This is a genomic window from Roseibium aestuarii (genome assembly GCF_008477545.1).
Classification (GTDB): Bacteria; Pseudomonadota; Alphaproteobacteria; order Rhizobiales; family Stappiaceae; genus Roseibium; species Roseibium aestuarii.
On record NZ_VORA01000003.1, the window covers coordinates 138,555 to 162,692 of the forward strand.

The window sequence follows — 24,138 nt, forward strand, 5'->3', positions numbered from 1 at the left end:
GTTCAGATCATGCCTCGGTTGCACGGGCGGCGATGGCATCGGCGATGGCGATGACCCGCAGCCCCATGTCCGCATGTAAGCGTTCCACCATCTTGCCGTCCACCTGAATGGCGCCCTTGTCGGCGTTTTCCGGCAGCGCGAACAGGTCGTTGATCTTGCGCGCCCAGGCGACTTCCTCCTCGGACGGCGAAAATGCCTTGTGGCAGGGCTCGATCTGCTTGGGGTGGATCAGCGTCTTGCCGTCCATGCCCATGTCGGCCCCTTGCACGCATTCTTCCGCAAAACCGTCCATGTCCTGGAAGGCGTTGTAGACACCGTCGAGAATGTCCACGCCGCCGGCGCGGGCCGCCGCCACGCAGGTCATGAGCCAGGGCAGCATGACCGCGCGTCCGGGCTTGAGCGCAGCCCGCGTTTCCTTGGCAATGTCGTTCGTGCCCAGCACCAGGCACGACAGGCGCACCTCCGGATCGCGGCCGCAGGCGGCAATCGCCTGGGCATTGAGAATGGCGAGCGGGGTTTCCATCATCGCCCAGACCTTGAGATCCCGCGGGGCATCCAGTGCGGCCAGCTTGTGGGCCAGACGCTGCAGGTCCCCCGGCGTGTTCACCTTGGGCAACAGCACCCCGTGCGGACGGGCCGCCACCACGGCCTTCAGGTCGTCGTCCACATAGGGCGTGTCGAGGCCGTTGGTGCGGATGATCAGTTCCCGGTCGCCATAGCCGCCTGCCGACAGCGCATCGATGATCGCCTGACGCGCCGGAGCCTTCTGGTCAGGCGCCACCGCGTCCTCCAGATCGAAGATCACGCAATCCACATCGAGGCTGCGGGCCTTTTCCAGCGCCCGGGCGTTGGAACCGGGCATGTAGAGCGCCGAGCGGCGCGGCTTGAGAGCAGTCTGGGTCATTGTCGGTCCTGATTGAGGCGGCGCGAGGCACCGGGTCCGGTCACTGGGGTTGGGCGCAGGCTAGCGAGCCGTTTCCTGCGTGACCAGATCGTCTTTTGGCGCAGAAGGCTGGTCGCCGCGCCCCTTGCGCAGGAGCATGTCCTTGGCCGCGATCACCGCGCCCAGCGTGATGGCCACGCAGGCAAAGCCCACCCCGGCAGTGAAGGCGCCATAGCCGAAGGCGATGAGCAGCAGGGTGGAGAGCAGGGGCGCGGAATAGGCCGCAGCGCCCAGCACCTGAATGTCCCCCTTCTTCACACCCACATCCCAGGTGAAGAAGGCGAGGCCCACCGGAAACAGCCCCAGCGCGACCACCGAGCCCCACTCGGTCACCGTGGCGGGCCAGACGGTGTCCTCCAGGAACACATGGCAGACCGCCGAGAGCAGGGAGGTCATCAGGCAGAACCCGGCCACCGCTTCCGTCGGCACATCCCCCAGACGCCGCGACAGGACGGAGTAGGACGACCAGAAGAGCGAAGAGGCCACCGCCGCGCCATAGCCCAGCGCGGCCGTGCCGGAAAGCGAGAGGGACAGCCCCTCGCCCCCCGCGATCAGCACGCCTGCACCGCCCAGCCCGAGCACCGTTCCGGCCACGTGATGCGCCTTGAGACGCTCCCCCGGCAGGAAGGCGGAGAAGACCACGATTAGCAGCGGCCAGGTGTAATTGATCAGGTTCGCATCGACCGGCGGCGCGTTACGGATGGCGGTGAAATAGAAGAAATGGAAGCCGAAGAGCCCCACCGTTCCGAAGGCCCAGACGCCAAGGGGCTGCCGCAGCAGGCGCAGGCGACCGCGAATGGCCAGATAGGCCAGCGCCAGCAGCCCCGACAGGCCGAAACACAGGGCATTGAGCAGGAAGGGCGGAACGGAGCCGGATCCCGCCCCGAAAACGCCGAGGGTCGCCCACATGAGCACGGCGGTCAGCCCGATGAGGGTTGCCTTCAGCCGTGCGCCGGCATCCTGTGTATCCTGCATGGGGACCTCTGTCGGTGAGGAAGGGACGCCTGCGGAGAGATCGCGGCAGGCCTTCTTTCTATATGCGACAAAATCGGCAAGGGGAAGCGGCCCGCAGACTGTTGATTTTCTCCGGCTTTTCGGGGTTATGTGGGACAATGTGAACAACCGGCCCCACCGCCCGCCTCGCGGCACGGACGGACCGGACACAAGCCATCGGAGATGCAATGAGCACCATCGAGATCAAAGCCCTGCGGACGGAAGATGCCCATCGTCTGTCGCCGCTGATTGCCGAGAACGCCCAGGCCCTGAAGCGTGGCGCGCCGCGCCGCCCGGATGATTTCTATGCCGAGCGGATTCTCGCCGACAAGGTGGCCGAGGTCCTCGGCGCCTTCGAAGGCAACACGCTCGTCGGCTTCTCCGTCTTCCTCGACCTGCCGGACCTCATCACCGGTCTGCGCATCGGCCAGATCGACGAGATCTACGTGCACCCCGACCATCGCAACAAGGGCATCGGCCGCAAGATGATCGAGACCCTGGTCACCGAAGGCCAGAGCCGCGGCTGGCTGCACCTGCGCTGGCTGGTGCGGGACAAGACCGCCCCGGAAATTGCGCTCTACGACAAGATCGCCCAGCCCGACGAGCTGCGCAGCTACATCATTCCGATCAACGGCTGAGCGGGAACACCGCTCGTTCCGCCCCTTGTCCCCGGCCCCTGCGGATCAGGGGGCGAGAGGCGGAATGATCCCGAGCGGAAGGATGCCGATGGTCAGGCCGCCCTTGTCGAGCCGCACCGGCAGTTCCACCCGCGGCTCGGGCCCATCAGCGTTCTGCTTGCCCATGGCCACGGCCAGGGCGGCAATCATGCTCGCATTGACCCGGATGTCCGGCCAGATTTCGCCCAGCACCGCGACAAAACGGGTCACGTCATCGGTCGACAGGGTCATGGCCCCGTTGAGCAGGCCATCCCGGTCGATCACCAGATCCCCGGTCAGATCCGCCGACAGCTCGCCCAGCGCGGCGCGGATCTTCACGTGACGCAGCTTCACCCCGTCCGGCGACCGGGCCAGCAGAGCCTTTAGCGGGACCCCCCTCGCCAGATCCGACCCGGACGGCACATGGGCGGCCACGCTGGCCGTGAGGCCTTCGAGCGCCGCCGGCAGAAGAGGCAGGCTCAGCGCTGTCACGGAAGCGGCAGCATCCAGATCCTGATCCGCCTCGCCGGTAATGCGCAGATGCAGCTGGGCTTCATCCGCCCGCATGCTGTCCTGCTTCAGATCGAACAGGCTCCAGTCCCGCGCCTCGGGCGCTTCCAGAACCACATCCAGATCGGTGATCCGGTCAAGGCGGGTCATCACGCTGGCGCGGGCGGTTTCCCAGCCCAGAATGCCCTCGACGCCAGCTTGCGGCAGCCGCAGGAGACCGGGTGCATTGATCTCGGCGATCACGTGCCAGGGCTTGTAGACGAGAGCCACCGAGCGGAATCCGGCGACCTGCACGCTGCGCCCGGCGCCGTCGATCATTTCCAGCCTGCTGCAGGAAAGCTCGTAGCGGAACGGAAAGCCCGCGATCTCCCGGTCATGGCAGGTGATCACCTGCCCCCGGTCCGCGAGACGCGCCAGAAGCCGGTCCAGCTGGGTTGCGAAGGTGTCGCGCAGGACGAACCAGCCGATGGACCATCCGGCAACCACGACAAGCACGGCAGCGGCCAGAAGAAGATAGGAACGGCGGCGTGGCGAGCGCGGAGACGCGGCATGCGGCGGGGTCTGGGACAAGAAGAACTCCGGAAGAGACGGATGGTAGACGGGGCGAAGCACCGGCGGAGAGGACGACGACCATTCCGGATGCCTGCGGCGCGCTCACCATAAGGGTTTGAATTTGCCCGTTGCAACAGGGCATTTGCCTTGTTATGCCAGCCAAAATTCGTCGGAAATGAGCCAAGCGATGGAAGATCTCTGGGTCTTTGGATACGGATCCCTCATGTGGAACCCGGGGTTCCCCGTTCAGATGGCCTCTCCGGCCCTTCTGAAGGGCGCCCATCGATCGCTCTGCGTCTATTCCTGGGTTCACCGGGGAACGCAGGAACGGCCCGGCCTCGTCTTCGGCCTCGACCGGGGCGGCGCCTGCCGGGGCATGGCCTTCCGCGTGGACCCCGGACATCGGGACGACACCATCGCCTATCTGCGCGAGCGCGAGCAGGTGACCATGGTCTACCGAGAGCACTGGCGCCCGGTCACCCTGGCCGACGGCACCCGCGTGACGGCCCTGACCTACATGGTCGACCGCAGCCATCCGCAATATGCCGGCGCCCTTCCCGTGGAACGGCAGCTCGACATCGTGCTGGGAGCAAGCGGCCGCTCGGGTCCGAACCCGGACTACGTGCTCTCCACGGCGGCTCACCTGACCGAGCTGGGCATTCGCGATCACAAGATGGAATGGCTGAGCCGCGCCCTGAAGGCAGCCTGAGCACTGCCTGACACGGCCCCGATCACCGCAAACCTCAGCCCCGGGGCGCGATCTTCTTCAGCACCGGCGAGGGCTTGGGCGCCTGGCGGGCTTCCTCGATCAGCCGGTCGCTTGCCGTCTCGATGGTCTCCACCAGCCGGTCAAAGAACACCGACGTGGGCAGACCCGGTTCGATCGCCGGCAGGAACTCGCAGATGACCGTCCCCGGATAGAGCATCCAGGACTTGCGCGGCCAGTAGACCCCCGCATTGAGCGCCACGGGCAGAACGGGACAGTTCAGATCCCGGTAGAGATGACTGATGCCGAACTTGTACTTCGGGTCACCGCCGGCCGGCCGCCGGGTGCCTTCCGGGAAGAGCAGGATCTGCCGGCCTTCGGAAATGGCCTGGGCCGCATCCACCTTCAGCTTGGCCAGCGCCACAGCCTTCTGGCCCCGGTTGATCGGCACCTGCCGGAACTTCGCCGTATACCAGCCGAAGATCGGGATCCAGCGCAGCTCGCGCTTCAGGATATAGGTCGGATCCGGGAAGCTGCGGATCAGCGCGAAGGTCTCCCACACGGACTGATGCTTGGCCGCAACGATATAACCGCCCCGCGGGGGAATGTTTTCCTGCCCGCGCAACTCCACCTTCAGGCCCACGATCACCCGCAGCAGCCACAGGCTGAAGTTGGACCAGAAGGGCACAATCCACCAACCCCATTTCCGGGGCAGAAGGAAGACCGGCGAGAACATCACCATCAGCAGGAAGGTGCCGGTGTAGAAGGCAATCTGGAACAGCGAGGAACGGAGAAACAGCATGGGCGGGCACAGTCACGAGCAAGCAGAAACAGAATGGTCCGCACCGGAAATCAGGCACCCGGGCACGGGTCGGAAACAACGGCCGCAGCACCCCGTTGCGAAACGGATCAGAGCACCGGCTTGAGGGAAATCCTGATGCGGGCGACTGTATACTTCACATATTCCCGCATGAGAAGTTTGATCGTCCGAAGCTGCATGTACCACTTGCGCAGGTGCAGCTCCTGGGAAAAGACCGGGTAAGGCACCAGCTCGACCTGCGGCAGCATTTCGCGCAGCTCCAGCTCCGCGCGCGGCATGTGATAGGCGCTGGTCACGACAAGCAGGGACCGGTAGCCGTGGTCCCGCACCCACTGGGCCGTCTCCACCGCGTTGCCAACCGTGTTGAGCGCCAGCCGGTCCAGATCCACACAGCACTCGAAGAGCTTCTTGTCCGCACTGGTGAGCGAGATGATCTGCTTGCGGGTGGTGCCCGGATGGACCCCGGAGATCAACAGCCTCTGGGCACGTCCCTCCGCCAGCAGGGCAATCGCCCGCTCCACCCGGTCCGTACCGCCGGTCAGGACCACGATGCCATCCGCGCGCGCATCGGCCGGCATGGAAATGGCGGCGATCTGATGGGCGAACAGGCCGAAATGCACCGCGAAGATCGACAGGAACACGAGCCCGACCGCAAGCGCCGCCCGCCTGCGCCCGCGCCGGGGCGACCAGAAGCCCGGCCGGGCGGGCGGCGTGGCACCCGGTCCCGGTTCGCCGGCCTTGTCCTGCTCCGAGGAAGCGCCCTCTTTCACGGACGCGACAGCCTCCGGCCCGGCGGACTGGCCGGCCGGTTGATCATCCGTTGCTGCGGAGCGGCTGTGCGAAGTCATGCCCAAAGGCGCGGTCTTTCCCATGCAAGGTTCCGGTCCCGCTTCCCCGCCTGCCGGGGACGGCTGCCTGTCTCGATCTTGCGGCACTTTTCCAGTCTACTCAATCCACCCGGCGCAAATGCGCCTTCACGGCGAGACCCGACGTCACCGCCGTCAGCACCGCGACGAGGAACACCACCCCGATCACCCCGAGATAGCCGGGAAGGCTGACCGACACGCTGCCGAACAGGGCCGACAGCTGGTCCGACCCGGCACCGCCGGTCGCATCCCGCGTGAAGAGATCAAGGGCAAAGAAGGTGATGGAGGCAAAGACCCCTCCGAAGATCCCGCCCTTCAGCCCCAGAAGCAGGAAGTGCCGCTGGAACTCGCGAGCAATGAACCCGTCCTCGGCACCGACGAAATGCAGCACGGAGACCACGTCCTTGTTGCCGGCCATGGCCGCCTGGGTCGCGAAGACCACGCTGAGCACCATGGACCCGAGCATCAGCGACATGATGCCAAGCCCACCGATCACGGCCGCGCCCGCCATTGCCGACAGGCGGGAGGTCCAGATGGAATGATCATCCAGGCTCGCGCCCGTCACCTGCGTGGTCAGGCTCTGCTTCAGCTGTGCCAGATCCAGCGCCCGCGGATCATCCACCACCACCTGGATCAGGCGCGGCACGGGAAGCGCCGCCAGATCCAGCCCTTCGCCCAGCCAGGGCTGCAACAGGGAACGGGTTTCCTCGTCCGACAGGGCATGAACAGACCCGATCCCCGGAAATTCCAGCGTCAGGGCGATGGCCTTGTCGATCTCGCGCAGGGTTTCCACCCCTTCCACCGGGCGGATCTGGATGGTGATCTCGCGGACCAGATCATTCTGCCAGTCATCCGCCGCATCATGCACGACGGTGACCGCGCCGACCGTGAGGCAGGCGAGGAAGCTCATGATGGCCACAACCAGCGTCAGCGCGCGGCCGGCCACCGACTGGGGCGGCACGATGGCCGCAGAGGGACGCAGCCTTGCATCATCCCCCGCCTGTGCTGCCGCCGTGCCCTTGCGGCGCGGCGCCTTGGCGCGACGGGTCTTCGTCTTCTTGCGCGGCTTCGGGCGCTGTGCGGCGGGCCGGCGCGTCTCTACGGCAGGGTGCACAGCGGCAACCGCCACCGGCTCCACCAGATGGCCCGGGTCCGGATCATGCGCAGGGCCCGGATCCGCTCGCACGTCCGGGACGTCTGGGATGTGATCTTCCGTCATGCCGTCCCGATCTACTCGAACACCGAAAGCCGGCCGTCCGCCAGCACCATCCGGCGCGCGTCCACCTGCTCCAGAAGGGCGATGTCGTGGGTCGCGATGACCACCGACGTGCCCAGCTTGTTCAGTTCCAGGAAGAGACGCAACAGGCGACGCGCCAGAGGCGGGTCCACGTTGCCCGTGGGCTCGTCGGCAAGCAGGACTTCCGGCCGGGTGATGAGGGCGCGCGCGATCGCCGCGCGCTGCTTTTCCCCCCCCGAAAGGATCGGCGGCATGACATGCATGCGCTCGCCCAGACCGACCCACTTGAGCAGTTCGACCACGTCGGAGCGATAGTCGCTCTCGTCCTTTCCCGCCACGCGCAAGGGCAGGGCGACGTTCTCATAGGTCGTCAGATGGTCGAGCAAGCGGAAATCCTGAAACACGACGCCGATGCGCCGGCGCAGATTGGGAAGTTTCTGCTTGTCGATTGTGGACAGGTCATGGCCGAAGACCTGAATGAGGCCGCGCGTCGGGCGAAGCGACATGAACAGCAAGCGGATCAGGCTGGTCTTGCCAGCGCCCGAGGGGCCCGTCAGGAACTGGAAGGACTGCGGCTCGAGCTGGAACGTGACATCCTTCAGGATCTCCGGCCCCATGCCATACCTCAGCCCCACATTCTCGAAACGGATCACTCCAACCTCCTTGCCTGGATGCGTGAAGCTACCCCTGCCCAATTAACGCTTCATTAAACATATAAATGTCCTGTAGGGGACGAGAGGCAGGCGCCTTTTTGCTCGGATCCACAAGGCTGTGCAATGATCTGCGCCGGACCGCCGGGTTTTCACGTCAAATCGTTCTACCACATGGGTAAAGGGTCTTCCGGATGAAGATCAAATGTCCGGATTGCAGCACCTCCTACGACATCAAGGCGGAAGCCCTGGGTCCGGAAGGGCGCAGCGTGAAATGCGCCCGCTGCGGAAACCGGTGGTTCGTGGCCCCGGCACAGCAAAGCGAAGCCGCACCTTCTGTCGACGAGGAAGAGTGGGCGCGCGACCAGCAGGAAGAGGAAGAAGCCCGGTCCGCCTCCGGTCGCGACGAGCCTGAAGACATCGACGACAACGAACCGGAGGAGCCCGCAGCCAAGCCGGCCCCGGCGCGCGACACGAAGAAGGCGCCGCCGCCCCCCGACCCCGACGAAGAAGATGCCCGCGAAGCGGCCGCCGAAGCGGAGCGCCAGAAGGCCAAGTCTGCCGACATCGAGAGCCAGGCGACGCGCACCCGCATCAAGATCAATCCGGACAAGTTCAAGAAGGACCACCTCGGCGCCATTCTCGGATGGCTGATGCGACGGAACTATCGGCGCATCTCGGGCGTAATCCTGTTTGTCGGTGCGCTGGGTGTCTGCCTGTTTCTCGTCCTGATCCGCGACCAACTCGTCAAGGCGTCCCCCGATCTGGCCAGCCTGTTCCAGTCCATTGGCCTGGAGGTGAACCTGCGGGGGCTGGAATTTAGGGATTTACGAACATTCAAAGAGATGGCAGACGGCAAACCCGCTCTTGTGATAGAGGGCTCGGTTCATAACATCAAGGCGGAGACCGTGCCCGTCCCGGCTGTCCGCCTGTCCTTGCGGGATGCAGAGAACCAGGAGATCTATGCCTGGACCATCGAACCCCGCGCCCGGACACTCAATGCCCTCGATGAAGCGCGCTTCCGGACCATCCTCACCGAATTTCCTTCGGGTGTGACGGATATCCAGGTGCGTTTCGTGGACCGATCAACCGCTCAAGCAAACCGATGACATGACCGTACAGATCAACACCCTTTTCGACGAAAGCGCCATCGCAACCCGCGTGACCGCCCTGGCAGAGGAAATCGCGGATTCCCGTCCGCAGAACCTTCTGGTGGTCGCGGTGCTGAAAGGCAGCTTCATTTTCGCCGCCGATCTGGTCCGGGCCATGCACCGCACCGGACTGGAGCCCGAGATGGAGTTTCTCCATCTCTCCAGCTACGGCGCCGGCACCACCAGCTCCGGCGAAATCCGTATTTTGCGCGATGTCGAAAGCGACGTTAACGGCCGGGATATATTCTTGGTGGATGATATCCTTGAATCAGGACGGACCTTGGCCTTCGCCAAGGAACGGCTGCTCAAGCGTGGGGCGCGGTCCGTGCAGGTCGTCGCCCTTCTCGACAAGCCGGAACGGCGCGTGGCGCCGATCTCTGCCGACTTCATCGGCTTTGCCTGCCCGGACAAGTTCGTGGTGGGCTACGGCATGGACATGGGACACGCCTGGCGGCAACTGCCGTTCATCGGATATGTGGTTTCCGACGAGGAAGCCTAGGAGACACTCAAAGGAGTCTGACCTTGGGTCGCATTCTTCTCGCCGAGGATGATGAAGCCGTACGCAGCTTCGTCAAGAGAGCGCTGGAACTTGACGGGCACACGGTCGTGGCCACCGAGGACGGTGATGAAGCTCTTGACGTGCTGACCCGCACCGGCGGCCAGTACGATCTTCTGCTCTCCGACATCAAGATGCCCGTGATGGATGGCATTGCGCTCGCCATGGATGCCGCGCGTGCCTATCCCCATCTGCCCATCGTGCTGATGACCGGCTTTGCCGACCAGCGAGAGCGGACCAACGGTCTAGACATGATCGTCTACGAGGTGATCACCAAGCCCTTCTCCCTGGCCGACATCCGGCGCATGGCCCGCAACGCCATTGCCGGCGTCGCCCCGGTCGAACAGCGGCGCTACGCCTGCTAGGCGGAAATCCCAGAAAAACCAGATCAAGGCCCGGCTCTGCCGGGCCTTTTTGTTTCCAGACCCTCTAAAGTCTTAGGGGAGTGTCCCTGTGAATACGCACTGCCCCTGATTTGAACCAGACCCGGCGGCATTTATCTTTCACGCCGATTTAAGATCTGACCGTCCAGATGATCAGACGGATATTTTTGTCATTCAAAGGACTCCGCATGAAGTGGGCTGACTGGGCACGGGATGGCGCGGTATATCTGAGCCTCGCACTCCTCACATGGTTTGCCATGGTCAGGGCCAACGGATTCGAGCTTCTCGTCGAATTCGTCGACGACCATGAGGACTGGCAGCTCGACGAGGCCTTCCTCGGAGTCATCACCCTCGGCATCTTCGGCTTCCTCTACGCCCTCCAGCGCCACCGCTCCGCCCGCCGCGAGATCGAGAAGCGGCAGGAGGCGGAAACCAACATCACCTGGATCTCGCGCCACGATGTGCTGACCCGCCTTCCCAACCGGCGGTTCCTTCAGTCCTACACCGAAACCTCGTGCGAGGAGATCCTGCGCCAGAACCCGCGCGGGTTCTGCATCTTCTCTATCGATCTCGACGGCTTCAAGAAGGTCAATGACCTGCTCGGCCACGCCGGCGGCGACGCCCTTCTCGTCGAATGCGCCAATCGCCTGAGCGGCCTCTTCGATGACGGCATCGTCATTCGCCTCGGCGGCGACGAGTTCCTGATGCTGGTCGAACCCTCCCGCAAGACCAGCGCCGAGGACATGGCCCGCCGCATTCTCCAGACCCTGTGTCAGCCGGTGGTCATCGACGGCATCCAGCGCCGGGTCGGTGCCAGCGTCGGCATCGCCCGTTTCCCGCAGGACAGCCGTGATCTGGAAGAAGCCATCCGCTTCGCCGACATGGCCATGTATGTCGCCAAGAAGAATGGCGACGGACTGCGGCACTTCGAACCGGACATGCTGTCGGTCATGCGGGAAAAGGCCGAGCTGGAAGAAGCCTTCCGCTCCGCGCTGGACCGGCAGGAAATCGTGCCCCACTACCAGCCTCTCATCGACCTGACGAGCGGCAAGGTTCTGGGGTTCGAGGCCCTGGCGCGCTGGGACAGCAGCACCCTGGGTTCCATCTCGCCCACCCAGTTCATCGCGCTGGCGGAAGAGACCGGCCTGATCCTCGCCCTCTCCAGACAGCTCTTCGAGCACGCCTGCCGGGATGCGGCCACCTGGCCGGCCCACATCTCGCTCTCGTTCAACCTATCTCCAGTAGAGCTGACCGACCGCACCCTCGGCCTGCAGATGCTGAAGATCATGGAGCGCACGGGCCTGGCCCCCAACCGGCTGGAGATCGAGATCACGGAAAATGTGCTGATCCAGGATCTCGAGGTGGCAACGGCCATTCTCACCGACTTCCAGAAAGCCGGCGTGCGCGTCGCCCTGGACGATTTCGGCACCGGCTATTCCAATCTGGCGCAGCTCTCCAGCCTGCAATTCGACCGCATCAAGATCGACCGCAGCCTGCTGACCGATTTCGTCGACAATGAGCGTCAGCGCCGGATCGTCGAGGCCATCATCACCTTCGGGCGCGGGCTCGGCGTCTCCATGACGGCAGAAGGGATCGAGACCGACAGCCAGGCAACTGCCCTGCAGACCTTCGGATGTGCCTGTGGTCAGGGATTTCTCTTCGGCAAGGCACTGCCTCCGGTCGAGGCGCGGAACCTGATCGCGTCCAGCCAGGACGGACCCGTGCGCAGCGCCACCGCTCTTGGCAACTGATCCCGCTCAATAGCGCTTCAGCAGGCGTTCCAGATAGTCCAGCTCCAGCCGGGGCCGGGACGGATCGGACAGGCGCTTGCGCAGCTCTTCCAGGATCCGGCGCGCGCGCTGCACGTCGATCTCGTCGGGAACAGGCACCTTCTCCCCGAAGTCGGGTCCGGAATTGCGGCGCGGCCGCCCAAGCGGATCCTCGTTCATGGTGGACCGGCTCTGGTTCATGCCCGGCCCTTCGCCCTGACCCATCATCTGCTCGGCCATGCCCTGCGCACCGCGCCGCAGCGCGTCCAGCGCGTTGCCCTGCTGTCCGAGGGCCTGCTGGCCTTCGCCCTCGCCAAGGGAATCCTGCGCCTCGCCCATGGCCTGCCCGGCCTCGCCCAGTTCGCCAGACTGGGGCATGCCGTTCTGACCCAGCCGGTCCATCAGCTCCTGCAGTTGCTGCGCCAGATCGCCCTGGCCCTGTTGCAGCTGCTTCAGTATCTCGGCCAGCTGCTCCTGGGTCATCTGACCGCCCGGTTGCTGCCCTTGCTGCTGGCCCTGCTGATCCCCCTTCTGACCCGGCTGCTGCTGACCCTGTTCGCCCTGCTGCTGGTTGAACCTGTGGGTCTGGTCCATGAGCTCCTGCTGCTTGCGGATCATGTCGCCCAGCTGATTGAGCATCTCCATCATTTCGCTGGTCATCTGGTCCTGCGGCATCATCTGCGGATTGCCCGCCTGCAGGTTTTCCAGCATGCGCTGCATTTCCGCCAGCAGCTCGCGCGCCGCATCCCGGCTGCCGGTCCGGGCCAGATCCTCGATCCGGTCCAGCATCTCGGAGAGATTCTGCTGGTTCAGGGTCTGCTGATCCGGCGAGAACGGCTGGGAGGCCTGCGGATTGCGCCGCATCTGCTCCGCCAGCGCCTGCATGTAGTCGTTGAGCGCTTCCCGCAGCTCCTGGGTCAGCCGGGCGATTTCCTCATCGCTCGCGCCTTCTTCCAGCGCCTTGCGGAGCGCCTCCTGCGCCTGGCGCAGCGCCCGCTCGGCCAGCGACAGATCGCCGTCCTCGATGGTGAGCGCCAGGTCCCACAGCAGCGGCAGAAGTTCCTTCAGCTCCTCGTCGCTCCGGGCCCGCGTCAGACGGGCCAGCGCAAACTGCACCCCGAGATAGTCCTTCAGGCTGACATTGAAGCTCTCCGGCGCCAGAAGCAGCGCATCCAACGCCAGGATGGCCCGGTCCTGCTGCCGCGCATCCAGCGACAGCAGCCGGCGCTGCTCCACCACCGCACGCGCCAGAGGCACCCGGAACAGGCGCTGAGGCAGCTCCAACTCATAGGTCGGCGACACGCCTTCCTGACCTGCTTCGTCCAGCGCATGAAGGGTCATGTGCACATTGGACCCGGCCCAGGGATGGGAGGTCAGGTCACGGATGGTTTCCGCCGCTCCGGTTTCGCTGCCCCGTGGCGGCAGGGACAACGGAAACTGTGGCGCCTCCACCAGAGGCCGAGGGGCGCCGGAAAGAGGGCCCAGACCCGTGAGGCTGCGCGCACGCTGGCCATTTTCTCCGTCAGCCGGAGCGGGAAGTGCCGCGATCCGCGCTTCCGCGGACACTGTCCGGTAATCGTCGGTCACCGTATAGGGCAGCTTCAGCGCCCCGCTCAGCTGAGCCTCCGGGTCTCCGGCAAGGGCAATCTGCGGCGCATCATCGGGAATAACCTCGAACCGCCAGTCCATGAGCGGCGTGTCATCCAGCAACAGGGCAATTGTGCCGTCACTGTCGAGCACGGCGCGGTGTTCGGTCACCGGTCCGACTCCATCGCCCGGCGCATCCGGCTCGCTTTCAGAACGGATGCCACCCTCCAGCGCCATGCGGAACCCCTCGGCCCCCTGGCTTCGGACGACGAACCTCGCGCCTTCCGGCACCCGGAGCACCTGGCCGGGCGCCCGCAAGGCAGCGCTTTCCCCGGTGAGATAGATCGGCGGCAGATTGGTATAGGCGGGCGGAGTGATCCAGGCGTCGAGCCGGCTCGCGACCTCTTTCGGATCGAGGCCGAAACGAAATGCAGCCGTCAGCCGGTCGAGCCGCTGGCCAGTGCTGGCCGCAAGGCCCACCACAAGCAACAGCGCCACGCCGACACGCAGGGCATAAGGATCGAGGCGCCAGGACCCGGGAGCAGGAAGCGGGGAGCTGAGGCCGCCGATCAGCGCCATCATGCGCCGCTTGTGCAGAAGCCACAGGGAGCGGGTGGAGGGACCGGCCGGCAACAGCTCGGCAAGATCGTCTTCCAGCGCCGACAGGGGGCGGTTGAGCGAAGGGCTTGCAGCCTCGATGCGACGAACGGCCTCGTCATGGGTCGGCAGGCGCAGCCGATAGATCCCGCGCAGGCTGACGAGGAAGGCAACGCCCAGAAGAAGCAGCCCCAACCCGTGCAAGACCACCGGCAGGGCCTGCCAGACACCGAGCAGGCTGAGCGCAAGGAACAGCGCGATCACCAGAACGGGTGCAAAGACCGCCCGGACAAGCCGCTCGATCAGCAAGGCTCTCCGGCTGCGGCGCACCAGGCGGGCAAGCCGCTTCAGGCCGCGCCGGTCCTCACCGTCGGAACCCGGCGTCACGGCCGGGCCGGTCATTTCGGGAGTGCTGTCAGTTTCGCCGCGCCGCAAGGCCGGACCTCCTTCACTGCCACCTGTCGCAGGGTGAGGGAAAACCGGCCGCGCCGCAAGCTGTCGAAACCACGAAAGGGCGGCGCGCGCCGTCACGAAACCTTGACCGACGCTCGCAGGTCCGTTTCCTCAGCCCTTCAGCCACTCCGGCAGGGCATCGAGACCGATCAGATCCTCGTAGGTCGGGCGGGGACGGATCACCGCGAAGGCGCCGTCCTTCACCAGCACTTCGGGCACCAGAAGCCGGGTGTTGTAGGTCGACGACTGGGTGGCCCCATAGGCCCCGGCGGAATAGACCGCCAGCAGGTCGCCCGCCTTCACCGCCGGAAGATCCCGGTCATGGCCGAGATAGTCGCCGGTTTCGCAGACCGGGCCGACGATATCCGCCTTCAGACGCGGAGCATCGGCTGCGGCTTCCACCACCGGGCCGATCTCGTGATAGGCGTCATAGAGCGTCGGACGGATGAGGTCGTTCATCGCCCCGTCGACGATGACGAAGTTCTTGGCCTCGCCCGGCTTCACGTAGATGACCTTGGTCACCAGAATGCCCGCGTTGCCGGCAATCAGACGGCCCGGCTCGAAGACGATCTTGCACTCGAGCTTCTCGACGTGCCGCTTCACCACTTCCGCATAGGCGTCCGGATGGGGAGGCGGATTGTTGTCGGAGACGTAAGGAATGCCCAGACCGCCTCCGAGATCGATGTGATCGATCCCGTGACCGTCGCCGCGCAGATCGGCGATCAGCTCGCCCAGCCGCGCAAAGGCGTCGTCGAAGGGCTGAAGCTGGGTGATCTGCGACCCGATGTGCATGTCGATGCCGGTGACCTTCAGGCCCGGCAGCTTCGCCGCATGCGCATAGACTTCCCGGGCCTTCTGCCAGGGAATGCCGAACTTGTTCTCGGCCTTGCCGGTCGAGATCTTGGCGTGGGTCCTTGCATCCACATCCGGATTGATGCGCAGGGAGACGCGCGCTTCCTTGCCGAGCGCCGTGGCGACCTTGGAGAGCTGGTGCAGCTCCGGCTCGGATTCCACGTTGAAGCACAGGATGTCCTGGGAGAGGGCATAGGCCTGCTCGGCCTCGGTCTTGCCGACGCCGGAGAAAAGGATCCGCTCGCCCGGAACACCCGCAGCGCGTGCCCGGCGCAGCTCGCCTTCCGACACCACATCCATGCCGGCACCCAGATCCGCCAGGGTCTTCAGCACGGCCTGGTTGGAATTGGCCTTCATGGCATAGCAGACCAGGCTGTCGATGCCCTTCAGCGCGTCCTTGAACACGCGGTAGTGCCGCTCCAGCGTCGCGGAGGAATAGACATAGAAGGGAGTGCCGACGGCTTCGGCGATCTCGGCCACCGACACGTCTTCCGCAAAAAGCGTGCCCTGACGATACTGGAAGTGATGCACGATATGTCCTTGAGCTCTGGGCCGGTCCGGCTGGCCGGTGCCCCGCGGCTTCGGCCCATCCGCCTACCGGCGCGCGCGTGATCCGATCAGATCAGGAAATCCAGGAAGAAGCGACGCTGGTCGACGGGCTGTTCTGCGGGCGGCGTGACAACCTGCGATCCGGTCGCGGTCGAGACCTGCGGCGCGGCAGCCGGAACATCGACCAGGCCCGGCGTCTCGAGCGATCCCTTGCGGCCGCATCCGCCCAGCGATACGGCGACCACGCCGGCCAGCACGAGCACCGCGCTGCGGATCATCCGCCCCTTGCGGTCGGGCGTCGCCGGAATGTCAGTGCCTTGCGCCATGGAAATGCCTCGTGATGCCGCGTCTTTCTTGCCTCTTCCTCGCATGGAAGAGGCAGGACGGCAAGCCTTGTCGAAGGTCCCGCCGTCCCGTGTGCCTGCAAGCCGGAAAGGCCGATCAGGCCTTGCCCAGCTCCTTGAGCCAGCGGCGCGCCTGCTTGCGCACATTGGCCGGCGCGGTGCCGCCGTAGCTGACCCGCGAGCGGACCGACTTGTCGACGGAAAGAACCTGGAACACCTCGTCGGTGATCTTCGGGTCCACGGCCTGCATGTCCTCGAGCGGCACCTTGTGCAGTTCGCAATTGCGCTCCACCGCCAGGGCCACGATGCGGCCGGTCACGTGGTGAGCATCGCGGAACGGCATGCCGAGCACGCGCACCAGCCAGTCGGCCAGATCGGTCGCGGTGGAATAGCCCGAACCGGCGGCCTTCTTCAGAACCTTGGTGTTCGGCTCCAGATCCTTGACCATGCCGGTCATGGCGGCCAGCGCCAGAGACACGGAGGACAGACCGTCGAAGGCCTGTTCCTTGTCTTCCTGCATGTCCTTGGAATAGGCGAGCGGCAGACCCTTCATGACCACCAGCAGGCCCTGCAGGGAACCGAAGATGCGGCCGGTCTTGGCGCGCACCAGCTCCGCGGCATCCGGGTTCTTCTTCTGCGGCATGATGGAGGAGCCGGTCGAGAACTTGTCCGACAGCTTGATGAAACCGAACTGGGCAGAGCACCAGATGACGATTTCCTCGGCCAAGCGCGACAGGTGAACCGCACAGATGGCGGCAGCCGACAGCGCCTCGATCACGAAATCACGATCGGACACCCCGTCCAGAGAGTTGGCGGTCGGGCGGTCGAAGCCCAGTTCCGCCGCCGTCGCCTTGCGGTCGATCGGGAAGGACGTGCCGGCAAGCGCGGCAGAGCCCAGCGGGCACTCGTTCATGCGCTTGCGCGCATCGCGCACGCGCGACCGGTCACGGGCGAACATCTCCACATAGGCCATCATGTGGTGGCCGAAGGTCACCGGCTGGGCCGACTGAAGATGCGTGAAGCCGGGCATCACGTCGCCCGCATGCGCGTCAGCCTTCTCGGCGAGCGCCAGCATCAGCTCGCTCAGCTGCTGCTCCAGCGTGTCCAGCGTGTCGCGAACCCAGAGCTTGAAGTCGGTCGCGACCTGGTCGTTGCGCGACCGGGCGGTGTGCAGGCGGCCGGCGGCCGGGCCGATCAGCTCGCCCAGACGCGCCTCGATATTCATGTGAATGTCTTCGAGCGCACGGGAGAAAGTGAAGGTGCCGTCCTCGATTTCCTTCAGGATCGCGTCGAGACCGCCGACGATCTTCTCGGCATCATCGGCGGAAACGATTTGTTGAGCGGCCAGCATGCGCACGTGGGCTTTCGAGCCCGCGATATCTTGCCTATATAGCTTGCGGTCGTAGTCGATGGAGGCGTTGATTTCCTCCATGATGGCATCCGGTCCTTCCGCAAACCGGCCGCCCCACATGCGATTGCTCATGCTGTAGTCCTTGAGATTACCCCGTGAAGAGGTCTGGAAGAATGACAAACCCCACCGCCAAGCCGAAACGGCACCTGCATCGGATCCTGATGGCCGGAGGCGCGGGCCTGGTGGCCATAACTGTTGGGGTATACGGGATCCTGGGGGGCTATGGCAACTCGCAGAGCGCCAATTCCTGCGCGGTTTCTCTGGCCATGGCCGAAAATGCGGCCCCTCACGTGGGTGGCGAAGTGGCGGCCTTTCTGCCGGCCGAACGCCCGCTGGATCTGAGCGCACTGGCCTTCCAGAATGACAAGGGCGAAAGCCGCACCCTGGCGGGCTTCTCCGGCCGGACCGTGCTGCTGAACCTCTGGGCCACATGGTGCGGCCCCTGTCGCAAGGAGATGCCGGCGCTGGATCAGCTGCAGGCCGAGCGCGGCGGCAAGGACTTTGAAGTGGTGGCGGTCAGCGTCGACCGGGGCAGCGAGGAAAAGCCGAAGGCCTTCCTCGAGGAGATGGGCATCCATACCCTTGCCTTCCGCCACGATCCGTCGAACCAGATCATTGCGGACCTGCGCAAGGTCGCCAAGGCACCCGGACTGCCGACCACGATCCTCGTCGGACCGGACGGCTGCGAAGTCGGAACGATGTACGGCCCCGCCGAATGGGCATCCGGCGAGGCGAAGGGGTTGATCGACAAGGCCGTCGAGGCGGCTCGCCCCGCGTCCTGAAGGTCAGGCGCTGATATCGACCGCGTTGCCCAGACCCGGGATCTGGCGCGACTGACGGCGCTGCTGTTCCTGGGTGTTCTGCTGGTCCTGCAGCCGGTCGGCCACCTGACGCTCTTCCTGGGCACTGTCGCGGATCGCATTCGTCGCGAGCTGGCTGCGAACGTTGTAGCTGCTGGCGGCGGCAGACGTGTCGCTGATCGAAGGCATACTCAATACTCCTGTGCCGTGATGCGGAGCCGTTACACCGGCCCTGATGCGTTCTGCCGGGGGTCTCAGACCGAGATGTCGATCCGGCCTCCGAGAGAGGTGTCCGATGGGGCGGGCCTGGTTTCCTGGCGATTGGAAAGCTGTTCAGCAACCCGCTCGAGAGATTCCGCCCGGCGGCTGCTGGCATTCGCCTGTCTTTGAACCGTCTCCGCGACCGAGCGCTCCTGTCGGGTCTCCAGTTCGCGGATCTGGGCGGCTGTTCGTTCCGGGGTGGACTCTCCAGCCCGGGGGATGAAGGGCGTGGAAGAGCCTGAACTGATGGCCTCTGGCATCGTCTTGCTCCTGAACATGCGTTCTCATGGATAAATATAGCGCATCTTCAGTCGAGACAAAGAACAGATGGAAATGACCTTGCGTCATTATCCACGGATCATGATCTGAATAGGCCCAATTTGATTAAAATTTTAAGTGAAAAATCGCGAGATTTCGCAAGATCAACTGAATCGGAACGGTCAACTCCGTCCGATTACACGGTAATGTTGATCTGAGTTCCCATGCCGGCCGGGGCGGAGGCGGGCGAGGCCAGCGCATCGGTGGCGCCCTGCAGCAGGGCAACGATCCCCGCATCGGCCTGGACAGCCTGCTTCAGCATGGCGGCCTGCAGGGCCTGACCCTTCTGGGCCTGACTGACCCCGATATAGGCTGCTGCGATGGATGCGGTGTCCATGCCCCCGTCCGCGATCTGACGTTACGGGAGCATGATCCTTAAAAGAAATGAAACGCCGGTTAACGCAGGGTAAGAAATCCGCATCGGTCGTCGCGAAATGCAAAAAGGGGCCGGACAACTTCGGTCCGACCCCTTTTCAGATGTCATGCGCAACGCGGAGCGCCCTCAGCGGGTCGGCACCGGCACGTCGCCACGATAATCATAGAAACCGCGCTGGGTCTTGCGGCCAAGCCAGCCTGCCTCGACATACTTCACGAGCAGCGGGCAGGGGCGGTACTTGCTGTCGGCCAGACCTTCATAGAGCACCTGCATGATCGACAGGCAGGTATCCAGACCGATGAAGTCGGCCAGCTGCAGCGGGCCCATCGGATGGTTCGCACCGAGCTTCATGGCCGTATCGATGGATTCCACCGATCCCACGCCCTCATAGAGCGTGTAGATGGCTTCGTTGATCATCGGCAGCAGGATGCGGTTGACCATGAAGGCCGGGAAATCCTCGGCCACGGCCATCTTCTTGCCGACCTTGCGAACAAAGCCCTTGGCCAGTTCGAAGGTCTCGTCCTCGGTGGCGATGCCGCGCACCAGCTCCACCAGCTCCATGATCGGCACCGGATTCATGAAGTGAATGCCGATGAAACGCTCGGGACGGTCCGTGGAGGCCGCCAGACGGGTGATGGAAATGGAAGAAGTGTTGGTCGCCAGAATGGCTTCCGGCTTCAGGATCGGGCAGAGCTGGGAGAAGATCTTGCGCTTGATCTGCTCGTTCTCGACAGCGGACTCGATCACCATGTCCACATCGGCCAGCATGTCGATGTCCGGTGCCGCGGAAAGCCGCCCGAGGGCGCCATCGCGATCAGCTTCGGAGATCTGACCCTTCTGGACCTGACGGGCCATGTTGCCGTTGATCGACGCCAGACCGGACTCGATCCTGTCCATGGAGATATCGCTCAGCATCACGTCGAATCCGGCAAGCGCACAGACATGCGCAATGCCGCTGCCCATCTGCCCGGCTCCGATGACGCCGATTTTTTTCAGTTCAATCCCCATGGTCCAATCCGATCCACATCTGACATTCAAGACCGTATCCGGTCATCCGTACACAAAGCAATGCCGCCGGATCGTTCTGGCGGCAAGGGTCCGGACGGCAAATCTGCCGTCCGGAGAGATTTTATCCGTCGAAAGGATTACTCGACGGCAGCCTTCAGCTCGGGAAGGACGTCGAAGAGATCGGCGACCAGACCGTAATCGGCCACCTGGAAGATCGGAGCTTCCTCGTCCTTGTTGATGGCCACGATGACCTTGCTGTCCTTCATGCCGGCGAGGTGCTGGATGGCACCGGAGATGCCGCAGGCAATGTAGAGGTCCGGAGCCACGACCTTGCCGGTCTGACCCACCTGCCAGTCGTTCGGAGCATAGCCCGCGTCGACAGCGGCGCGCGACGCACCGACGGCAGCGCCCAGGGCATCTGCCACCGGCATGATGACTTCCTGGAACTTCTCTTCGGAACCCAGGGCGCGACCACCGGAGACGATGATCTTGGCCGAGGTCAGTTCCGGGCGGTCGGACTTGGACAGTTCTTCGCCGACGAATTCGGAAGCAGCACCGGCAGCCGGAGCGGAAACCGCTTCGATTGCAGCAAACCCACCGGCTTCGGCAGCCTGGAAGGTGGAGGTCCGCACGGTGATGACCTTCTTCGCATCGGAAGACTTCACGGTCTGGATGGCGTTGCCAGCGTAGATCGGACGCTCGAAGGTCTCGCCATCGATGACGGCGATCACGTCGGAGATCTGCATCACGTCGAGCAGGGCGGCCACGCGCGGCAGGGTGTTCTTGCCGTTGGCGGTTGCCGGGGCAACGATCGCGTCATAGCCGGCAGCCAGATCGACGATCAGGGCAGCCATCGGCTCGGCCAGCTGATGGGCCAGCGCGGCGCTCTCAGCGGTCAGGACCTTGGCGACGCCAGACAGCTTGGAAGCTGCTTCGGCGACACCGGAAATGCCTTCACCGGCCACGAGCACATGGACGTCGCCGCCCATCTTCAGGGCAGCGGAGAGAGCCTTTGCGGTTGCATCGCTGAGGGCGCCACCGGCATGTTCGGCCACAAGAAGAATAGTCATGATCTTTTTCCTTCTGTCGCGATCCCCTTAGAGGACGCCGGCCTCGTTCTTGAGCTTGTCGACCAGTTCGGCCACGGAGCCCACCTTCACGCCAGCCTGACGGGCTGCCGGCTCGGCGGTCTTCAGCACGCTCAGGCGCGGGGTCACATCGACACCGAAGTCGGCGACGGTCTTCTCGTCGATCGGCTTCTTCTTGGCCTTCATGATGTTCGGCAGGGAAGCGTAGCGCGGCTCGTTGAGGCGCAGGTCGGTGGTGACGATGGCCGGCAGGGCCAGCTTCACGGTCTGCAGACCACCATCGACTTCACGGGTCACGGCCACGGAGCCTTCGCCCAGGTCGACCTTGGAGGCAAAGGTGCCCTGGCCCCAACCCAGAAGGGCAGCCAGCATCTGGCCGGTCTGGTTGCAGTCATCGTCGATGGCCTGCTTGCCGAGGATCACGAGACCCGGCTCTTCGGCTTCCACGATGGCCTTGAGGATCTTGGCAACAGCCAGCGGCTCGACGGTTTCGTCGGTCTTGACCAGGATCCCGCGGTCGGCGCCCATGGCAAGGCCGGTCCGGATGGTTTCCTGGGCCTGCTGCGGGCCGACGGAGACCACGATGACTTCCGTTGCCTTGCCGGCTTCCTTCAGACGCAGAGCCTCTTCGACGGCGATTTCGTCGAACGGGTTCATGGACATCTTGACGTTGGCCAGATCCACGCCGGATCCGTCAGCCTTCACGCGAACCTTCACGTTGTAGTCGATCACCCGCTTCACGGGCACAAGGATCTTCATTGAGTTATACCTCCACTCGGGCGTCCCACCCCGGTTTGAGCCTTATGGCCAGGTCCATGGCAGCCTCTCAACCTTCACGGTCGGCAGAAAACCGCCATTCCTCTCGCTCGGGCCGGGACGGTAAAGTCACGCGAAACGGCTGTCAACGATGGCGCAAGGGAACCCTGGGCGTTTGTCTCCAGGTCATGCCGCGCTGCGAAAGGCCTTTCGATCCCGGTCTTAAGGCGCAAGTGGCGGATCTTCAAGCGAATGGTTGTCGCTGCCCCATGCCGATGCGGAATAACCGAAGCCGGATAAGACTTTAGTCTTCCCTCAGCGATTTTGACCGGGCACCCAGAGCACATCGCCCGAGGCCGCCCGATTGCAAACTCGCGCTGCAACAAAGAAGAAATCTGACAACCTGTTGATATATTTGATGGACGCGGCACCGATCGTTTCCTGGGCCGCCAGCGCCACCATCAGGCGCTCCGCCCGCCGCGACACGGTCCGCGCCAGATGCAGATGGGCGGAAGCTGCCGTTCCGCCCGGCAGCACGAAGGACCGCAGCGGATCGAGCTGCGCATTGAACCGGTCGATTTCCTGTTCCAGCCGGTCCACCTGCGCCTGAATGATGCGCAAGGGCTCATAGCCCAGATCCTGACCTGTTTCCGGCGTGGCGAGATCCGCCCCCAGATCGAAGAGATCGTTCTGGATGCGCCCGAGCACCACATCGAGCTCCGGGTTCTCCGTCGCCGTGTAGAGCCGCGCCATGCCGACGACCGAGTTGGTCTCGTCGACCGTGCCATAGGCGTCGATCCGCAGGTCGGACTTGAGGCGGCGCTCGCCACTGCCAAGTGCCGTCGTTCCCTGATCGCCCGTACGGGTGTAGATCTTGTTCAGAACCACCATGTCGTCATTCGCCCCCTCGTTGGCCCCCTTGCGAGCCCGCTCGTGTCCGGACCCGGCGCCATCCCGCGCCTCGGGTCATTGCCGTCCGAAGAAATAGAGCCCGCCCATGACGACGACAATGACGATGAACTGCAGGCCGACGCGCCAGCGCATCAGGTTCTGAGACCGGCTGGGCGATCCGCCGCGCAGCATGTTCCAGAGCCCCGCCAGCAGAACCAGCGCCACGGCCACCATCCCCAGACGCACCACGATATCCCATGCACTTGCCATTTTCGTCTCCCGAGGGCCGGATCAACCCCGGCCATGTTGGGTGACAGGGTATGGCTTCCTGTCGCCAAGGCAAGTCACGAAGGAAAATCACCCGCGACATCTGCGCGCATCCCGACGCCGACCCTCAAAGAGACGCGACCGCACGCCAGGGCTCTGGCGCACGGTCGGGAGAGGAGATCGCGATGATCTTGTCCGGCAAGGCGCGAACGGATCAGGCGGCCTTCTGGTTCAGGCGGTCTTCGCCCAGACGCAGCAGCTTGTTGTCGGCTTCCTTTTCCTCCGCCAGAGTGGTGCGCAGGATCATAGCCGCATCCTCGTAGCCAAGTTCCTTGGCCCAGGACACGAGCGTACCGTAACGGGTGATCTCGTAGTGTTCGACGGCCTGCGCGGAAGCGATCAGGGCCGCATCCTTGGTCTTGGCGTCGGTCACTTCCTCCAGAAGCTCCTCGGCTTCCTGGACGATGCCTTCGATGGCCGGGCATTCCTCGGCCTTCATTTCCAGGCCCAGGGAAGAGAAGACCTGCTTGAGACGGGACACGTGCTCGCGGGTTTCTTCCAGATGTGCCGAGAAAAGATCCTTGAGCATCTTGGAGCTCGCGGCCTTTTCCATCACCGGAATCTTCTTCAGCAGAAAGTTCTCGGCGAAATAGACATCCTGCAGTGTGTGTTCGAAAAGGTCTTTCAGAGAAGAAATGGACATGGGGATCCTCCACGAATTGGATTTACCTTCGTCCAATCCCGCGCACCCTGTGCGAGTTCCCCAGCGAAACATTAAATTTCGCAGG

Annotated in this window: 26 protein-coding genes; 7 read left to right on the top strand and 19 right to left on the bottom strand. The window is 64.3% G+C overall.

What is annotated here, in order from left to right; all coding sequences use genetic code 11:
- Positions 1-7: 7 nt before the first annotated feature.
- Positions 8-904: an HpcH/HpaI aldolase/citrate lyase family protein gene (locus FR728_RS13535; protein WP_149893256.1), complete on the bottom strand. Its 897-nt coding sequence runs from the start codon at positions 902-904 to the stop codon at positions 8-10.
- Between the two features lie 60 nt (positions 905-964).
- Positions 965-1,918 (bottom strand): aromatic amino acid exporter YddG, encoded by a 954-nt coding sequence (gene yddG / locus FR728_RS13540; protein WP_149893257.1) that lies wholly within the window; start codon positions 1,916-1,918, stop codon positions 965-967.
- 206 nt (positions 1,919-2,124) lie between these two features.
- Between yddG and FR728_RS13545 the strand changes: the two genes are divergently transcribed.
- On the top strand, positions 2,125-2,574 hold the full coding sequence (locus FR728_RS13545; protein WP_149893258.1) for a GNAT family N-acetyltransferase: 450 nt from the start codon (positions 2,125-2,127) through the stop codon (positions 2,572-2,574).
- A gap of 45 nt (positions 2,575-2,619) precedes the next feature.
- On the opposite strand, the gene FR728_RS13550 is transcribed toward FR728_RS13545, so the two are convergent.
- On the bottom strand, positions 2,620-3,672 hold the full coding sequence (locus FR728_RS13550; protein WP_188318905.1) for a DUF2125 domain-containing protein: 1,053 nt from the start codon (positions 3,670-3,672) through the stop codon (positions 2,620-2,622).
- Between the two features lie 169 nt (positions 3,673-3,841).
- On the opposite strand from FR728_RS13550, the gene FR728_RS13555 reads away from it, so the two are divergent.
- Positions 3,842-4,363 (top strand): gamma-glutamylcyclotransferase, encoded by a 522-nt coding sequence (locus tag FR728_RS13555; protein ID WP_149893260.1) that lies wholly within the window; start codon positions 3,842-3,844, stop codon positions 4,361-4,363.
- Positions 4,364-4,397: 34 nt separating this feature from the next.
- Here FR728_RS13555 and FR728_RS13560 read toward each other — a convergent pair whose 3' ends face one another.
- The 4 genes from FR728_RS13560 to ftsE form a co-directional block, all read right to left on the bottom strand.
- A complete protein-coding gene (locus FR728_RS13560; protein ID WP_149893261.1) occupies positions 4,398-5,162 on the bottom strand; it encodes a lysophospholipid acyltransferase family protein in 765 nt (254 codons plus the stop codon).
- Between the two features lie 107 nt (positions 5,163-5,269).
- The gene (locus tag FR728_RS19455; RefSeq protein WP_208998813.1) at positions 5,270-6,028 is read right to left on the bottom strand and encodes a YdcF family protein; all 759 of its coding nucleotides are present in this window, start codon (positions 6,026-6,028) and stop codon (positions 5,270-5,272) included.
- A gap of 100 nt (positions 6,029-6,128) precedes the next feature.
- Positions 6,129-7,265, bottom strand: coding sequence for a cell division protein FtsX (locus FR728_RS13570; RefSeq protein WP_341872936.1), 1,137 nt, complete (start codon positions 7,263-7,265; stop codon positions 6,129-6,131).
- Positions 7,266-7,276: 11 nt separating this feature from the next.
- On the bottom strand, positions 7,277-7,936 hold the full coding sequence (gene ftsE / locus FR728_RS13575) for a cell division ATP-binding protein FtsE (RefSeq protein WP_149893262.1): 660 nt from the start codon (positions 7,934-7,936) through the stop codon (positions 7,277-7,279).
- A 191-nt stretch (positions 7,937-8,127) separates the two neighbouring features.
- Between ftsE and FR728_RS13580 the strand changes: the two genes are divergently transcribed.
- The 4 genes from FR728_RS13580 to FR728_RS13595 all read left to right on the top strand — a co-directional run bounded on the left by FR728_RS13580 (position 8,128) and on the right by FR728_RS13595 (position 11,774).
- Entirely contained in the window at positions 8,128-9,042 is a 915-nt protein-coding gene (locus FR728_RS13580) for an MJ0042-type zinc finger domain-containing protein (protein ID WP_149893263.1), read from the top strand.
- A 1-nt stretch (position 9,043) separates the two neighbouring features.
- Positions 9,044-9,583, top strand: coding sequence for a hypoxanthine phosphoribosyltransferase (gene hpt, locus FR728_RS13585; RefSeq protein WP_149893264.1), 540 nt, complete (start codon positions 9,044-9,046; stop codon positions 9,581-9,583).
- A 23-nt stretch (positions 9,584-9,606) separates the two neighbouring features.
- Positions 9,607-10,005, top strand: coding sequence for a response regulator (locus FR728_RS13590; protein WP_149893265.1), 399 nt, complete (start codon positions 9,607-9,609; stop codon positions 10,003-10,005).
- Positions 10,006-10,211: 206 nt separating this feature from the next.
- A complete protein-coding gene (locus tag FR728_RS13595) occupies positions 10,212-11,774 on the top strand; it encodes a putative bifunctional diguanylate cyclase/phosphodiesterase (RefSeq protein WP_188318906.1) in 1,563 nt (520 codons plus the stop codon).
- Positions 11,775-11,780: 6 nt separating this feature from the next.
- Here FR728_RS13595 and FR728_RS13600 read toward each other — a convergent pair whose 3' ends face one another.
- The 4 genes from FR728_RS13600 to argH form a co-directional block, all read right to left on the bottom strand.
- On the bottom strand, positions 11,781-14,411 hold the full coding sequence (locus FR728_RS13600; protein ID WP_208998814.1) for a TIGR02302 family protein: 2,631 nt from the start codon (positions 14,409-14,411) through the stop codon (positions 11,781-11,783).
- A 129-nt stretch (positions 14,412-14,540) separates the two neighbouring features.
- Positions 14,541-15,812: a diaminopimelate decarboxylase gene (gene lysA, locus FR728_RS13605; RefSeq protein ID WP_149893267.1), complete on the bottom strand. Its 1,272-nt coding sequence runs from the start codon at positions 15,810-15,812 to the stop codon at positions 14,541-14,543.
- A gap of 86 nt (positions 15,813-15,898) precedes the next feature.
- Positions 15,899-16,156, bottom strand: a complete 258-nt coding sequence (gene lptM, locus FR728_RS13610; RefSeq protein WP_149893268.1) for an LPS translocon maturation chaperone LptM — start codon at positions 16,154-16,156, stop codon at positions 15,899-15,901.
- A gap of 115 nt (positions 16,157-16,271) precedes the next feature.
- Positions 16,272-17,657 (bottom strand): argininosuccinate lyase, encoded by a 1,386-nt coding sequence (gene argH, locus FR728_RS13615; protein ID WP_149893269.1) that lies wholly within the window; start codon positions 17,655-17,657, stop codon positions 16,272-16,274.
- Between the two features lie 41 nt (positions 17,658-17,698).
- Here argH and tlpA point away from each other — a divergent pair, with 41 nt between their 5' ends.
- Complete coding sequence (tlpA, locus tag FR728_RS13620) at positions 17,699-18,367, top strand: thiol:disulfide interchange protein TlpA (RefSeq protein ID WP_149893270.1); 669 nt, start codon at positions 17,699-17,701, stop codon at positions 18,365-18,367.
- A gap of 3 nt (positions 18,368-18,370) precedes the next feature.
- Here tlpA and FR728_RS13625 read toward each other — a convergent pair whose 3' ends face one another.
- From FR728_RS13625 to FR728_RS13660, 8 genes are all read right to left on the bottom strand, one after another.
- A complete protein-coding gene (locus FR728_RS13625; protein ID WP_149893271.1) occupies positions 18,371-18,574 on the bottom strand; it encodes a hypothetical protein in 204 nt (67 codons plus the stop codon).
- A 526-nt stretch (positions 18,575-19,100) separates the two neighbouring features.
- Complete coding sequence (locus FR728_RS13630; protein WP_149893272.1) at positions 19,101-19,301, bottom strand: hypothetical protein; 201 nt, start codon at positions 19,299-19,301, stop codon at positions 19,101-19,103.
- Between the two features lie 165 nt (positions 19,302-19,466).
- Positions 19,467-20,348, bottom strand: a complete 882-nt coding sequence (locus FR728_RS13635) for a 3-hydroxybutyryl-CoA dehydrogenase (RefSeq protein WP_149893273.1) — start codon at positions 20,346-20,348, stop codon at positions 19,467-19,469.
- A gap of 137 nt (positions 20,349-20,485) precedes the next feature.
- Entirely contained in the window at positions 20,486-21,418 is a 933-nt protein-coding gene (locus tag FR728_RS13640; RefSeq protein ID WP_149893274.1) for an electron transfer flavoprotein subunit alpha/FixB family protein, read from the bottom strand.
- Positions 21,419-21,445: 27 nt separating this feature from the next.
- Positions 21,446-22,195: an electron transfer flavoprotein subunit beta/FixA family protein gene (locus FR728_RS13645; RefSeq protein WP_149893275.1), complete on the bottom strand. Its 750-nt coding sequence runs from the start codon at positions 22,193-22,195 to the stop codon at positions 21,446-21,448.
- A gap of 312 nt (positions 22,196-22,507) precedes the next feature.
- A complete protein-coding gene (locus tag FR728_RS13650; RefSeq protein ID WP_149893276.1) occupies positions 22,508-23,083 on the bottom strand; it encodes a cob(I)yrinic acid a,c-diamide adenosyltransferase in 576 nt (191 codons plus the stop codon).
- 75 nt (positions 23,084-23,158) lie between these two features.
- Positions 23,159-23,353: a twin transmembrane helix small protein gene (locus FR728_RS13655; RefSeq protein ID WP_149893277.1), complete on the bottom strand. Its 195-nt coding sequence runs from the start codon at positions 23,351-23,353 to the stop codon at positions 23,159-23,161.
- Positions 23,354-23,564: 211 nt separating this feature from the next.
- Positions 23,565-24,053, bottom strand: a complete 489-nt coding sequence (locus FR728_RS13660; RefSeq protein ID WP_149893278.1) for a YciE/YciF ferroxidase family protein — start codon at positions 24,051-24,053, stop codon at positions 23,565-23,567.
- Between the last annotated feature and the right edge of the window lie 85 nt (positions 24,054-24,138).